Source organism: Acidisoma sp. (assembly GCF_965199065.1).
In the GTDB taxonomy this organism is placed as follows: Bacteria; Pseudomonadota; Alphaproteobacteria; order Acetobacterales; family Acetobacteraceae; genus Acidisoma.
In genome coordinates this window covers 218,628-231,950 of the sequence record NZ_CBDAQN010000003.1, presented here as the reverse complement: position 1 = coordinate 231,950, position 13,323 = coordinate 218,628, and the positions used below count along the sequence as shown (strand labels likewise).

11 protein-coding genes and 2 pseudogenes are annotated in these 13,323 nt (G+C 66.2%); 1 reads left to right on the top strand and 12 read right to left on the bottom strand.

The features are described 5' to 3' along the window. Nucleotides 1-1,908: a methyl-accepting chemotaxis protein gene (locus tag ACOEQ1_RS09290; protein ID WP_419758968.1), complete on the top strand. Its 1,908-nt coding sequence runs from the start codon at nucleotides 1-3 to the stop codon at nucleotides 1,906-1,908. A 36-nt stretch (nucleotides 1,909-1,944) separates the two neighbouring features. Here the strand turns inward: ACOEQ1_RS09290 and ureG are convergent, their stop codons facing one another. The 12 genes and pseudogenes from ureG to urtB form a co-directional block, all read right to left on the bottom strand. Beyond that, nucleotides 1,945-2,571, bottom strand: a complete 627-nt coding sequence (gene ureG, locus ACOEQ1_RS09285; RefSeq protein ID WP_419758967.1) for an urease accessory protein UreG — start codon at nucleotides 2,569-2,571, stop codon at nucleotides 1,945-1,947. Further along, nucleotides 2,568-3,236 (bottom strand): urease accessory protein UreF, encoded by a 669-nt coding sequence (locus ACOEQ1_RS09280; protein ID WP_419758966.1) that lies wholly within the window; start codon nucleotides 3,234-3,236, stop codon nucleotides 2,568-2,570. The genes ureG and ACOEQ1_RS09280 overlap by 4 nt, the downstream gene beginning before the upstream one ends. Further along, nucleotides 3,226-3,693, bottom strand: coding sequence for an urease accessory protein UreE (locus ACOEQ1_RS09275; RefSeq protein WP_419758965.1), 468 nt, complete (start codon nucleotides 3,691-3,693; stop codon nucleotides 3,226-3,228). Before ACOEQ1_RS09275 ends, ACOEQ1_RS09280 begins: the two co-directional genes overlap by 11 nt. Beyond that, nucleotides 3,693-5,399, bottom strand: a complete 1,707-nt coding sequence (ureC, locus tag ACOEQ1_RS09270; RefSeq protein ID WP_419758964.1) for an urease subunit alpha — start codon at nucleotides 5,397-5,399, stop codon at nucleotides 3,693-3,695. Before ureC ends, ACOEQ1_RS09275 begins: the two co-directional genes overlap by 1 nt. 4 nt (nucleotides 5,400-5,403) lie before the next feature. Next, entirely contained in the window at nucleotides 5,404-5,715 is a 312-nt protein-coding gene (locus ACOEQ1_RS09265; protein ID WP_419758963.1) for an urease subunit beta, read from the bottom strand. Nucleotides 5,716-5,726: 11 nt separating this feature from the next. Beyond that, nucleotides 5,727-6,028, bottom strand: a pseudogene (locus ACOEQ1_RS09260) (urease subunit gamma). 3 nt (nucleotides 6,029-6,031) lie between these two features. Next, nucleotides 6,032-6,979, bottom strand: a complete 948-nt coding sequence (locus ACOEQ1_RS09255) for an urease accessory protein UreD (RefSeq protein WP_419758962.1) — start codon at nucleotides 6,977-6,979, stop codon at nucleotides 6,032-6,034. Nucleotides 6,980-7,012: 33 nt separating this feature from the next. Further along, nucleotides 7,013-8,869, bottom strand: coding sequence for a HAMP domain-containing methyl-accepting chemotaxis protein (locus ACOEQ1_RS09250; protein WP_419758961.1), 1,857 nt, complete (start codon nucleotides 8,867-8,869; stop codon nucleotides 7,013-7,015). 143 nt (nucleotides 8,870-9,012) lie between these two features. Further along, a pseudogene (gene urtE / locus ACOEQ1_RS09245) lies at nucleotides 9,013-9,709 on the bottom strand (urea ABC transporter ATP-binding subunit UrtE). Nucleotides 9,710-9,721: 12 nt separating this feature from the next. Next, the gene (gene urtD, locus ACOEQ1_RS09240) at nucleotides 9,722-10,483 is read right to left on the bottom strand and encodes an urea ABC transporter ATP-binding protein UrtD (protein ID WP_419758960.1); all 762 of its coding nucleotides are present in this window, start codon (nucleotides 10,481-10,483) and stop codon (nucleotides 9,722-9,724) included. Beyond that, complete coding sequence (gene urtC, locus ACOEQ1_RS09235; protein ID WP_419758959.1) at nucleotides 10,480-11,643, bottom strand: urea ABC transporter permease subunit UrtC; 1,164 nt, start codon at nucleotides 11,641-11,643, stop codon at nucleotides 10,480-10,482. Before urtC ends, urtD begins: the two co-directional genes overlap by 4 nt. After that, nucleotides 11,640-13,292, bottom strand: a complete 1,653-nt coding sequence (gene urtB / locus ACOEQ1_RS09230) for an urea ABC transporter permease subunit UrtB (protein ID WP_419758958.1) — start codon at nucleotides 13,290-13,292, stop codon at nucleotides 11,640-11,642. Before urtB ends, urtC begins: the two co-directional genes overlap by 4 nt. Nucleotides 13,293-13,323 lie beyond the last annotated feature (31 nt).

Here is a 13,323-nt window from a genome sequence, read left to right as displayed (position 1 = left end):
ATGCATTTTCTCGACAACCGGTCGATCCGCACCAAGCTGATCCTTGCGTTCGGGATCATCCTTCTCTGCGCCATCGGGCTTGGCGCCTTCTGTATATTGCGGATCGCCCTGCTCGATACGGATGGCGGGCTTCTTGAAGACAACAGCCAGGGAAACATGGGGCTGAGCCATATAGCCCGGGACGGCGAAATCGTGGCCCGGCTTGCAGCGGAGACGACGAGCGCGAAGAGCGCGGCGCAGTTCGCGCAGATCGAGGCGACTGCGGCTGAAGTACAGAAGGAATACGCAAACGCCTGGAGCGGCTACGCGCCCGGCATGGACCCGGGCGACGAGACGCGGTTCGGAACCGGCTTCAATGATGCGTGGATGCGGATCAACAAGACCTTTCGCCTCATCATGCAGGCGCGGCAGGCAGGCGACGCAAATGGCGAAGCCGCGTTGGTGGACGGCGATCTCAGTTCCGGCATTGCGGATTTCGACCGGTTCATGACGTCCGATCTGGCCTATCAGTCGGCTCAGACCGTGACCTATGGCAACGCGCAGAACTTGGCGAGCGCCTCTAGCATTCGCATCGTCTACGGCGTGCTCGGCCTCATGGTGCTAGCCACTCTGCTGGTGTGCTGGTTGATGGTTGAGGGCATTGCCAAACCTATCGCCAAGATGACCGGCGTCATGCGCCGGCTGGCGGCGCAGGATTTCGCCGTGCAGATTCCGGGCATCGGCCGCAAGGACGAGCTTGGCCGCATGGCTGCCACCGTGCGGGTCTTTCGGGAAAACGGACTGGAAAGGGAAAAGCTTGAGGTCGCGGCGACCAGTTTCCAGGCCGATCTCACGGCAAAGCTGGCGGAGGCGGAGGTGGCTTACGAGGCGGCAGGGATCGATCAGCTGCAGGTTGTCAAAAACATGAAGCTCGGCCTGATGAAACTTGCGGAGGGCGATCTAGTCTTTCGCCTCACGGATTGGTTTCCGGTCGAGTACAAAGGCCTGCGTATGGATTTCAACCAGTCGATCGAAACGCTGCAAGCGACCATGCTTTCGATTTCCGGCAATGCAAGCGGGATTCATACAGGCGCAATCGAAATCACCCACGCGTCGGATGATCTGGCACGCCGGACGGAGCAGCAAGCGGCCAAGCTGGAACAGACGGCAGCCTCACTCGAACGCATCACTGCGACCGTACGCGCGACGGCAACCGGAGCCGTCAAGGCGGCCGGCATCGTCGCGACGGCAGCAAGCGACGCTCATCGTTCGGGCGAGATCGTCCGCGACACGGTTCAGGCTATGACGGAGATCGATCGCTCCGCCAACCAGATTGCAACAATCGTCGATGTCATCGATGGAATTGCATTCCAGACAAATCTGCTGGCGTTGAACGCGGGCGTCGAGGCCGCCCGCGCCGGTGACGCGGGCCGTGGTTTCGCTGTCGTGGCGACCGAGGTTCGCGCGCTTGCGCAGCGTTCGGCGACCGCCGCGAAGGAGATCAAGACTCTCATCTCGAACTCCGCGCAACAAGTGGCGACCGGCGTCCGCCTGGTGGGAGAAACCGGCTCGGCGCTCCATCGCACGGTCGAGCACGTGACGCAGCTGAACGAGCTTGTCGACGAAATCTCGGCCTCGGCGCGTGAACAAGCCACAGCGCTCGGCGAAGTCAACTCGGCTGTCAGTCAGATGGATCAGGTCACTCAGCAGAATGCAGCCATGGTGGAACAGGCGACCGCGGCCAGCCACAACCTTGCGGCTGAGGCACAGAGTCTCGCCAAACTGGTTTCGCAATTCCGGACTGCCGAGGATGGAGCCGCGGTTGTGACGGCGACGAGATCCGGGGAACAGGCATTTCGGGCAGGTTCTGCGAAACCGTCGCGGCCGGGGTTGGGCAAGCGCGTTCCAGCTGACGCTGACCTGGCCTGAACCGGCGTGTTGCGTCTCATGCGATAGGCGCTGGCCTTACGCCGCGCGGCGTAGTCCACCCTGGCGCTCGATGAACGCGGCGATCTCAGCCACGCCCTTGCCGGCGCGGATATTGGTGAAGACGAAGGGCCGGTCGCCGCGCATGCGCTTCGCATCGCGGTCCATCACTTCCAGGCTCGCGCCCACATAAGGCGCCAGATCTATCTTGTTGATGACCAGCAGATCGCTGCGGGTGATACCGGGGCCGCCCTTGCGCGGGATTTTGTCGCCGGCCGACACGTCGATCACGTAGATGGTGATGTCGGCCAGCTCCGGGCTGAAGGTCGCCGCCAGATTGTCGCCGCCGCTCTCGATGAGAATGACGTCGAGCTTTGGAAAGCGTCGCTGCAGGTCGGCGACACCCGCCATGTTGATGCTGGCATCTTCACGGATCGCGGTATGCGGACAGCCGCCGGTTTCTATTCCAAGAATGCGGTCGGGCGTCAGCGAGCCCGCGCGCGTCAGGAACTCGGCGTCTTCCTTCGTGTAGATGTCGTTGGTGATAGCGGCAATCTCGTAATCTTCCCGGAACGACTTGCATAGGGCGTCCATGAGAGCCGTCTTGCCGGTCCCGACGGGACCACCGATACCGACGCGCAACGGACCATGGGGTGAAGAACTCATGTTCGGAACAACCTCGTATACTGGGTTTCGTGATGCATGGCCGCGAGATCGGCACGGATCGCGGCACTGCCGATGTCGTCGAGGCTCAAGCCTCGCGTATCGTTGCAAACGGCGATGAGCACCGGCTCCAGCGCCGCCATGACGCGCAGGCCTGCCTGCTGGCCGAGCGGGATGAGCCGCACCGCCGCCGAGACGAGGTTGGCACAGAACGCATGGAGGAAGCCGAGCGTCGCGCGGTCCTCGGCCACGCCGTGCGCCGCCGAAACCGCGCCGACGGCCACGGGGTAGGCGACCGGCCGGCCCGCCAACAGGCCGAGCACCGGCGTCGGCCAGGCAGCGGCGGCGGCCAGAAATGCACGGCCCTGGGCGGTCGTCTCCAGCCAGCGTTCGCGCGAACCGGGGAGTGCTGCGGCCAGTTCCGCAACCTGTTCCAAGGCCTCGGAGTTGAGGGCTGCCTGATGGGCGTGGCGCAGCAGGATCGCATCATTCCTGCCGCTGCCATGTTCGAGGATGTCGACCAGCCAGCCGATCAGCCCGGCGGTGCTGCGGGCGTCGCCAATCTCGACGGCCCATTCGAGGCCGTGGCTGTACGCGAAGCCCCCCGTCGGGAAGGCCGGCGACAGCCATGTCAGCAGCCTTAAAAACCCGTCTTCGTCAGTGATCATGGTCGTGGTGGTGATGGCCGCCCGTACCGGGCGCGTAGGCGCCGGACTCCGGGTCGAACGGCGCCTGATCCTCCTCGGCGTGGCCGCCCAGACCCTCGACCATCTCGGCAATCACGTGGTCGTAGCGGATGCGGATGAGGCCGGGGAGGAACTGCACCGGCAGGTGCCGGTTGCCGAGGTGCCAGGCGATGCGCATCAGCGCGTCCTCGTCATGGGCGTGGATGTCGAGCACGCGCTCGGGCATCGCCTGCACGGCGAGGATGCGGCCATCCTCCAGCCGCAGCCCGTCGCCGTGACGGAGCGCGGTCGCCTGCGGCAGATCGAGCAGGCACTCGGCGCCGCTCATCGTACGGAGCAGGAAGCGCCGGCGATGGCGGTGGTCATGATCGAGCAACACGGCGTCGGCCGCCTCGGCGGCGGTCCAGGTGCCGGAGGGCAGATGTTCGGTGGCCCGCATCAGAACAGGAAATACCGCTGCGCCATCGGCAGAACCGTCGCCGGCTCGCAGGTCAGCAACACGCCATCGGCCCGAACCTCGTAGGTTTCGGGATCGACCTCGATCACCGGCGTCGCATCGTTGTGCACCATGCTCGCCTTGCCGATGCTGCCGCGTGTGTTGGCGACTGGCACCAACGGGCGAGTGAGCCCGAGCTTGCGGCCGACATCGGCCTCCATCGCCGCTGCCGACACGAACAACACCGAGGAGAGGGTCAAGCTGCGCCCGAAACTGCCGAACATGGGCCGGGCGTGAATGGGCTGCGGCGTCGGGATGGACGCGTTCGGATCGCCCATCATTGCCATCGCAATGGTGCCGCACTTCAACACGAGATCCGGCTTCACCCCGAAGAACGCCGGCGTCCACAGCACGAGATCGGCGAGCTTGCCGACCTCGACGGAGCCGATGTGCTGGGACACGCCCTGCGCGATGGCGGGGTTGATCGTGTATTTCGCGATGTAGCGCTTCACCCGCGCATTGTCGGCAGCGCCGTCGCCCGCCAAAGGTCCGCGTTGCACCTTCATCTTGTGCGCCGTCTGCCAGGTGCGGGTGATGACCTCGCCGACGCGGCCCATCGCCTGGCTGTCCGAGCTGATGATCGAGAACGCGCCGAGATCGTGCAGGATGTCCTCCGCCGCGATGGTTTCCTTCCGGATGCGGCTTTCCGCGAAGGCGATGTCCTCGGGGATGGACGGATCGAGGTGATGACACACCATGAGCATGTCGAGATGCTCGTCGAGCGTGTTGCGCGTGTAAGGCCGCGTCGGGTTGGTGGAGGAGGGGATGACGTTCGGCAGCCCCGCGACGCGGATGATGTCGGGCGCATGACCGCCGCCCGCACCCTCGGTATGGTAGGCGTGGATCGTCCGTCCGCCGATGGCCGCAATTGTGTCCTCGACGAAGCCGCTTTCGTTCAGCGTGTCGGTGTGGATCATGACCTGCACGTCGAAGCGGTCCGCGACGGTGAGGCAGTTGTCGATGGCGGCGGGCGTCGTCCCCCAGTCCTCGTGCAGCTTGAGGGCGGCGGCGCCGGCGCGGATCATCTCCTCCAGCGCCTCGGGCCGGGAGGCGTTGCCCTTGCCGGCGAACATGACGTTGACGGACAAGCCCTCTGCTGCCTGCAGCATCCGCCCGAGATGCCACGGTCCCGGCGTGCAGGTGGTGGCCGAGGTACCCGTCGCCGGGCCCGTGCCGCCGCCGAGCAACGTCGTGATGCCCGAGGCCAATGCCTCCTCCACCTGCTGCGGGCAGATGAAATGGACATGCGCGTCGAAGCCGCCGGCGGTGAGGATGCGGCCTTCGCCGGCGATGATCTCGGTGCCCGGCCCGATGATGATGTCGACGCCCGGCTGGGTGTCGGGGTTGCCGGCCTTGCCGATGCCCGCGATGCGCCCGTCCTTGAGCGAAACGTCGGCCTTCACGATGCCCCAATGGTCGATGATGAGCGCGTTGGTGATCACGGTATCGGCGGCACCCGCCGCGTTCGTGACCTGGGACTGGCCCATGCCGTCGCGGATGACCTTGCCGCCGCCGAACTTCACCTCCTCGCCGTAGGTGGTGAAATCCCGCTCGACCTCGACAAACAACTCCGTATCGGCGAGCCGTACCCGGTCACCAACTGTCGGGCCGAACATATGCGCATAGGCGTGGCGGGACATGCGGGCCATGGCGCTAGTTCTCCAGAGGACCGGAGACTTCGCCCCGGAAGCCATAGACGATGCGTGCGCCGCGAAGCGGGATGAGCGTCACCTCCCGCGTCTGCCCGGGCTCGAACCGCACGGCGGTGCCGGCGGCGATGTCCAGCCTTTGGCCGCGCGCGGCGGCGCGGTCGAAGGCGAGCGCGGGATTGGTTTCGGCGAAGTGGTAGTGGCTGCCGACCTGCACCGGCCGGTCGCCGGTATTCGCGACGGTCAGCACGGTCGTCACCGCTCCTGCGTTGAGTTCGATGTCGCCATCGGCGGGAATGATTTCACCGGGGATCATGGCGCGCCCCTCTAGCGGATCGGTTCGTGGACGGTGACGAGCTTTGTGCCGTCGGGGAAGGTCGCCTCCACCTGCACGTCATGGATCATTTCGGCAATGCCCTCCATCACCTGATCGCGGGTGATGACGTGCGCGCCCTGCTCCATGAGGTCGGCGACGGTGCGGCCATCGCGTGCGCCCTCGACGACGAAGTCGCTGATGAGCGCGACTGCTTCGGGTGGTTGAGCTTCACGCCGCGCTCCAGCCGGCGGCGGGCGACGCTCGCGGCCATGGCGATCAGCAGCTTGTCCTTCTCACGCGGCGTCAGGTTCACAACCTAGCCTCCCTCTATAGTCGCCAGACGCGCGGCAGCGGCAGCGTCGCTTCGCAGGATGCTCAGCGCGGTCATCACGGCCTGCCGCAGCCGGGCACCATCCGCCGCCAGAAGTCTCGCAAGAACAAGGCCATTCCAGGCCGAGACGCCAAACTGAACGGGGGCCTCCAATGGGCCGGCCGGCAGGGTGCCGTCCCCGAGCGCCGCGCGCAAGGCCGGGACCGTTGCCTCGGCTTCGGGACCGACGGACACGATCGTCGCCATCGCCCGCGCATCGGCGAAGGTGCCGGCGCGCGCCATCAGCGCCGAGGCGTCGCCCGCAATGCGCGTCGCATCATGCAGCAGCAGCGTCCCGCCTTGGCGGATGCGGATGCGGTCCATGAGCCACGCCGTCCGGATGGTCTCGCCGCTCGCCTGTCGCCCGAAGAGCAGGCTCTCGACGCCCAGAAAACGCGCGGAGGGTGCGAGGTCGACGCTCAGCGTGCGGTCGGCGCGGCAGGCGTCGAAGAGGATCGTCTCCTGCGGCAGCCACTCGAGCGTCGCCTCTGCCTTCGCGGTCAGGTTTGTGCGGATGGTGGCTGGCAGCGAACCGGGGGTCGCGCGGTAGAGGCGTTCGGCGGCCTGGGTGGTGACGACGAGGCGGGTGCCGGCGCCGGCGTGGATGTCGACGCTGAGATCGTCGCCGCCGGTAATGCCGCCTGAGGTGTTGAGGAGAACTGTTTCCGCGATGGCGCCGGGTTCGAGGCGCGGATGGCGTGCCTTGAGGCAGCCTTCCTGGCGGAGGACAGCGAGGGCTGTCAGCGCTTCCCGGCGTTGAAGGACACGCGGAGACGCCCGAAAGCGCGCTGGTGGCCAAGCGGCGGGTGGGTGTGGAGGATCAGGCCGGAGTCCATGCCTCTGTCTGCACGAACGGTCGAAAGATGAACAGGTGCGGCCGGCCAGGTGCGGCACGCACCCCGGAATGAAGGTCTTTGGTTCTTTGTCCTAGAAAAGAACCGCTTCCTTCTGGCCCATGCTGCCCGTCGCGCCACGTCGCGGCTGCGGCTTGTCCTCGCCCTCGATCTGGAACCGCCGCACCAGACCCGCCAGAGTTTCCGCTTCACGCGTCAGGCTGTGGCTGGCCGCCGTCGACTGCTCAACCATGGCGGCGTTCTGCTGCGTTGCCTGGTCCATCTGATTCACCGCCGTGCTGACCTGCTGCAGGCCCGTGGCCTGTTCCTGCGCCGAGGCCGCGATCCCCGACATGACGCCGTCCAGCCGCTGCACCTGCTCCACGATCCGGCCGAGCGCGCGCCCGGTTTCGCCCACAAGCTGGACCCCGGTCTCCACCTGCTGGCCAGACTCCGAGATGAGCGACTTGATTTCCTTCGCGGCGCTGGCGGACCGCTGGGCCAGCGCCCGCACCTCGGTCGCGACAACGGCGAAGCCTCGCCCGGCGTCACCGGCGCGTGCTGCCTCCACGCCCGCATTCAGCGCCAGAAGATTGGTCTGAAAGGCTATTTCGTCGATCACGCCGATGATGTTGCCGATCTTCTTGGACGATGCCTCGATACCGGTCATCGCGGCCACCGTCTTATGCACGATCTTGCCGGATTGGTCCGCATCTTCCCGCGCGGCAGCGACAAGCGCGCGGGCATCCTGTGCGCCTGCCGCCGATTTCCGCACCGTCGCCGTGAGCTCGTCGAGCGCCGCCGCAGTCTGCTCCAGGCTCGCCGCCTGCTGCTCGGTCCGGCGCGCCAGATCGTCGGACGCGCCGGTGATCTCGGCCGCGCTCGCGTGGACGCCCTGCGTGGTCGATGCGACCGACCGCATCGTGCTCGCCAACGTCTCCATCGCCATGTTGAAGTCGCGCTTCAGCGCCTGGTAGCTGGCAGCGACCTCCGCCGTGAATCGCACGGTCAGATCGCCCGCCGCAAGCTTCGCAAGCGAAGCGGTGATGCCCTGAACGGCGGCCTGCTGGTCGTGGCCGGACGCCTCGAAAGCCTGCTCCGTCTCGCGCAGCCGGCGGTCGAGCGTGGATCGGGACGCCGCGGCGTCGGCTTCCAATTGGAGGCGCTCGATGGCGTTCTCCTTGAACACCTGAACGGCGGCCGCCATCGCGCCGATTTCGTCCCGGCGGCCAACGCCCACCACCGCGACATCCGTCTCCTGCCGGGCGAGCCGGCGCATGACCCCGGTCATGTCGGCGACGGGTCTGGCGACCGCCGAAACCATGATCAGGACGATCCCGAGGATCAACAGAACCATGACGCCGAGTGCCGAGATGATCGCGATGAAGCTCATCCGCTCGATCTGCGCCGCCCCGGCCCGGAGACCCTCCGCCTCCGTGTTCTGGTAGTTGATGTCGTCCGTCATCGCTCTGACGAAATCCACGCTGACGGCGGGCAGGTTGTGGATGACCAACTCGTTCGCGGCGAAGGTATGGCCGTTGACGACGTCGCGCGTCACCAGGCCGGTCAGGCGACTGATCTGGTCGAAGGCGGCTTTCAGGCGTGTGCCGTCCAGGGTTTCCGCCCCCGGGTCCATCTGCGGACCGTACTCCGCCCAGCGCGCCAGGAACTGCCGCCGGTCGGCGTCTTCCGTCGCCACAAACCCATTCTGCTGTGCCTGATCGTCGCTCAGAACATCGGCGCCCGCCAAAGCGCGCATGTCGGCCGCGTCATGCCGCATGTCGCTGAGCTGCGACGTGGCGCTGACCGCGTCGAGAACGTTCTCGGTCGAGGCCGCGAGGCGCTGCACGCGCGTCAACGAAAACGCCGCGAGCGCGATGGAACCCAGAAGCACGACGGCAAAAGCCAGGATCAGCTTGTTACGGATGACCATGTTGTCAAATAGCCGCATCAGCCTCACTGCCCCTCGACCCGTCAAAGCCTGACGGCGGAGACTACGAGAGATGCGCTTAATCGCGCCTTAACGAAATCATCATCCCGGGGCACGCGAGGCTTTCGCCAGGACTTGGTGGACCATGCTGAACAGCGCCGGTCTCACACCGAGAGGTGACGCCGCACCTCGGTCTCGTCCAGCGTGTCGCGCTCACCGGACACCACGATCGATCCGCGATCCATCACCGCCAGCGTCTGTGCCAGCTCATGCGCGAAATCGTAGTACTGCTCGACCAACAGGATGGCCATCGTGCCCCGGCTACGCAGCAGCGCGATGACCCGGCCGATGTCCTTGATGATGGAGGGCTGGATGCCTTCGGTCGGCTCGTCCAGCACCAGCAGGCGCGGACGCATCACCAATGCGCGCCCGATCGACAACTGCTGCTGCTGCCCGCCCGAGAGATCGCCGCCGCGCCGCCCCAGCATGGTCTTGAGGATCGGAAACAGATCGAAGATTTCCTCGGGGACGCGCCGCTCCTTCCGTGGCAGCACGGCAAAACCGGTTTCCAGATTCTCCCGCACCGTCAGCAGCGGGAAGATGTCACGCCCCTGCGGCACCCAGGCGATGCCGCGCTTCGCCCGCTCGTAGGACGGCATCTTGATGATGCTCTGCCCCTCCCAGCGGATGTCGCCACGGCTCACCGGATGCGCGCCCGGTGATCGCCCGCAGCAGGCTTGTCTTGCCAACGCCGTTGCGGCCCAGGATCGAGGTCACGGTGCCGAGTTCCGCCTTGATCGACACGCCGCGCAGCGCGATCGCCGCGCCGTAATGCAGGCTGATGTCATTGACCTCGAGCATCGCGCGTTCCTCTCAGCGTCCCAGATAAACGTCGATGACCTTCGGATCGGCGCTGACCTGATCGAGCGATCCTTCCGACAACACCGACCCCTCGTGCAGCACCGTCACCTTCACGCCGAGCGCGCGGACGAAGGTCATGTCGTGCTCGACCACCACCACGGAGCGCGTGCGGTTGATGTCGCGCAGCAGATGCGCCGTCTGCTCGGTCTCGGCATCCGTCATGCCGGCCACGGGCTCATCGACCAGCAGCAGCTGCGGGTCTTGCGCGAGCAACATGCCGATCTCCAGCCACTGCTTCTGCCCGTGCGAGAGGTTGGCGGCCAGCCGGTCCCGGTGTTCCGTCAACCGGATGGTGGCGAGCAACGCCTCGATCTTGTCGGCCTCGGCGCGCGTCTTCCGGGCTCCAAGCGTAAACCACGGACTGCGGTTTCCGGCGAGCGCCAGCAGCAGGTTGTTCCAGACCGTATGACTCTCGAAGGTCGTCGGCTTCTGGAATTTCCGCCCGATCCCGAGTTGCGCGATGGAGGGCTCGTCCATGCGGGTGAGGTCGGTGTCGGTGCCGAACAGCACGCGGCCAGTATCCGGCTTGGTCTTGCCGGTGATGATGTCCATCATCGTGCTCTTGCCGGCGCCGTTGGGACCGATCACCGCGCGCATCTCGCCCTTCGCGAGCGAAATGGAGAGGTTGTTGATCGCCTTGAAGCCGTCGAAGGTCTTGTTGACGCCTGAGAGGAACAGCAGATCGCTGTCGGCGCCGCGAACTGCTTCGCTCATGCCGTCGTCTCCACATCGACGCCCGCCTCGTGCAGATCAGCCGCCTCCGTGTCGATGGCGTCCAGGCCTTGGGGTTCGCGGGCGGTCGGCAGCGCGGGGCCGATGGTGCGGCGAACAAAGGTGCCCATGATGCCGCGCGGCAGGAACAGCGTGACGAGGATGAACAGTCCTCCGAGCGCATAGAGCCAGGCGCCGGGCATCGCGCCCGTGAGGATGGTCTTGCCGAGGTTCACGAGCACGGCTCCGAGGATAGCGCCGGTCAGCGTGCCGCGCCCACCGACGGCGACCCAGATCACCGCCTCGATGGAGTTGGCGGGGGCGAATTCGCTCGGGTTGATGATGCCGACCTGCGGCACATAGAGCGCGCCGCCGATGCCGGCGATCATGGCCGAGAGTGTCCACACCACGAGCTTGTAGTATTCGGGCCGGTAGCCGAGGAAGCGTGTGCGGCTCTCGGCGTCGCGCACGGCCACGAGCACCTGCCCGTAGCGGCTGCCGACCAGCCAGCGCGCGAACAGGAATGCGGCGGCGGTGAACAGCGCCGAGAGCACCATGAGCGCCGTGGTTGTCGTGCTGCGGTCGAGCGGAAAGCCGGCGATGTCCTTGAAGTCGGTCATGCCGTTATTGCCGCCGAAGCCCATGTCGTTGCGGAAGAAAGCCAGCAGCAACGCGTAGGTCAGCGCCTGGGTGATGATGGAGAGATAGACGCCGCCGACCCGGCTGCGGAAGGCGAGGAAGCCGAAAACCGCCGCCAGCACCGCCGGCACGATGAGCGCCATGACAACGGCGAAGGGGAACCACTCGAAGCCGTGCCAGTACCAGGGCAGCTGCTTCCAGCCGATGAAGATCATGAAGTCGGGCAGGTTTGCGTTGGCATAGACACCGCGCGCGCCGATCTCGCGCGTCAGATACATGCCCATGCAGTAGCCGCCGAGGGCGAAGAAGGCGGCGTGTCCCAATGTGAGGATGCCGGCGAAACCCCAGACCAGATCGACGGCGAGCGCCAGCATTGCGTAGCAGAGGTATTTGCCCGCGAGACCCACGACGAAGTCCGAGACGTGCAGCGCGCTCGCGGGCGGGGTCGCGAGGTTGAGGAATGCGAGGACAAACGCGACGCCGATGATGATGATTGGCGTGAGGGTGAGGGAGAGCCGGGTCATGCTTCTGCCGCCCGTCCCTTGACCGGGAACAAACCGCGCGGGCGCCTCTGGATGAACAGGATGATGAGGACGAGGACGACGATCTTGCCGAGCACGGCGCCGGCGACCGGCTCCAACCCCTTGTTGACGATGCCGAGCGTGAGCGCCGCGAGCACCGTGCCCCAGAGGTTGCCGACGCCACCGAAGACCACGACCATGAAGCTGTCGATGATGTAGTTCTGCCCGAGGTTTGGGGAGACGTTGTCGATCTGGCTGAGCGCGACACCGGCGACGCCCGCGATGCCCGAGCCGAGGCCGAAGGTCATGGCGTCGATCCAGGGCGTGCGGATGCCCATGCTGGCCGCCATGCGGCGGTTCTGCGTGACCGCGCGCATACGGAGGCCGAGCGGCGTGTACCGCATCACCGCCATCAACCCGCCCACGACGGCGAAGGCAAAGACGATGATGCAGAGCCGGTTCACCGTGATGGTGAGGCCACCGACCATGAAGTAGCCGCTCATCCAGTTTGGAGATCCGACATCCTGGTTCTCCGCGCCGAACAGGGAGCGGATCGCCTGTTGGAGGATCAAGCTGAGGCCCCAGGTCGCGAGCAGCGTTTCCAGCGGACGGCCATAGAGGAAGCGGATCATGGTCCGCTCGATGAGGATGCCGATTGCGCCCGCCACGATGAAGGCGGCGGGGATGGCGACGATGACGCTGGTGCCGAAGAAGTCCGGCGCATAGGCGCGGAACACCTGCTGCACGCAGAAGGTGGTGTAGGCACCGATCATGACCATTTCTCCGTGCGCCATGTTGATGACGCCCATGACGCCGAAGGTGATGGCGAGGCCGGCGGCGGCGAGCAGCAACACGGAGCCCAGGCTGAGGCCGTAATAGACGGTCTCCAGCCAGTTCCAGAGTTTCAGCACGAAGTCGATGTGGCCGATGGCGGCGGTGGCGGCGGCAGCGACGGGTGCGGGCTCACCCGACAAGGAAGCGAGTTCGTTGCGCGCCGTCAGGTCGCCGCGCGCCGCGATGACCTTGATCGCCGCAAGCTGAGTCGGAACGGGCGTGGCGGGCGTTGCCAATTCATCGGCGGCCTGCGCCTGCATGAGCGTGGTGCGGACACCGGCATCCGTCTCCTCCGCGAGCGCATGGCGGACGACGGGCAGAGTGGCGGGCGAAGGGCTTTCGAAGATGGCCTCGGCGGCGGCGCGGCGGGTGCCGGCGTTGGGCGAGGCGAGGTCGAGCACACCGATGGCCGTGGCGATAGCGCCGGTCACCATGTCGTTGGCGATGACCTTACGGATGGTCATGAAGGGAGGGGCGGGCATCGCGGCGCCCGTGCGGGCGTTGGTCCAGGTGCCGGTATTCGGATCGTCGATGAAGAGCCCGTGGTCGGAGCGGGGATACTTCCAGGTGTACAGGTCGTTGTTGCCAAGGGCGCTCAGGATGGTTCGCGCCCGCGCGCCGCCGGAAAGTGCAATGGTGCCGACGGCGCTCACGATCGTATCGAAGTCTGTGCTGGTGAGGCCTGCATAGGGGTCGGAGGTTGTCGCCACCGTCTGGGCACGCGCGACCGGTGCGGCCACAAGCGGAACGACCGCCAGCATGGCCAGGAGCACGCCGAGACAGGCTCGTCGCCATACGGATTTGCGGAATTGGGTCAACGGCTGGCCTCCTCTTCCGTCGCCCGCGGCG

Excerpts from the sequence above, each read along its gene's own strand:
- ACOEQ1_RS09290 (WP_419758968.1), top strand. The coding sequence starts at position 1 with ATGCATTTTCTCGACAACCGGTCGATCCGCACCAAGCTGATCCTTGCG.
- ureG (WP_419758967.1), bottom strand. The coding sequence starts at position 2,571 with ATGAGTTCTTCACCCCATGGTCCGTTGCGCGTCGGTATCGGTGGTCCC.
- ACOEQ1_RS09280 (WP_419758966.1), bottom strand. The coding sequence starts at position 3,236 with ATGATCACTGACGAAGACGGGTTTTTAAGGCTGCTGACATGGCTGTCG.
- ACOEQ1_RS09275 (WP_419758965.1), bottom strand. The coding sequence starts at position 3,693 with ATGCGGGCCACCGAACATCTGCCCTCCGGCACCTGGACCGCCGCCGAG.
- ureC (WP_419758964.1), bottom strand. The coding sequence starts at position 5,399 with ATGGCCCGCATGTCCCGCCACGCCTATGCGCATATGTTCGGCCCGACA.
- ACOEQ1_RS09265 (WP_419758963.1), bottom strand. The coding sequence starts at position 5,715 with ATGATCCCCGGTGAAATCATTCCCGCCGATGGCGACATCGAACTCAAC.
- ACOEQ1_RS09250 (WP_419758961.1), bottom strand. The coding sequence starts at position 8,869 with ATGCGGCTATTTGACAACATGGTCATCCGTAACAAGCTGATCCTGGCT.
- urtD (WP_419758960.1), bottom strand. The coding sequence starts at position 10,483 with ATGAGCGAAGCAGTTCGCGGCGCCGACAGCGATCTGCTGTTCCTCTCA.
- urtC (WP_419758959.1), bottom strand. The coding sequence starts at position 11,643 with ATGACCCGGCTCTCCCTCACCCTCACGCCAATCATCATCATCGGCGTC.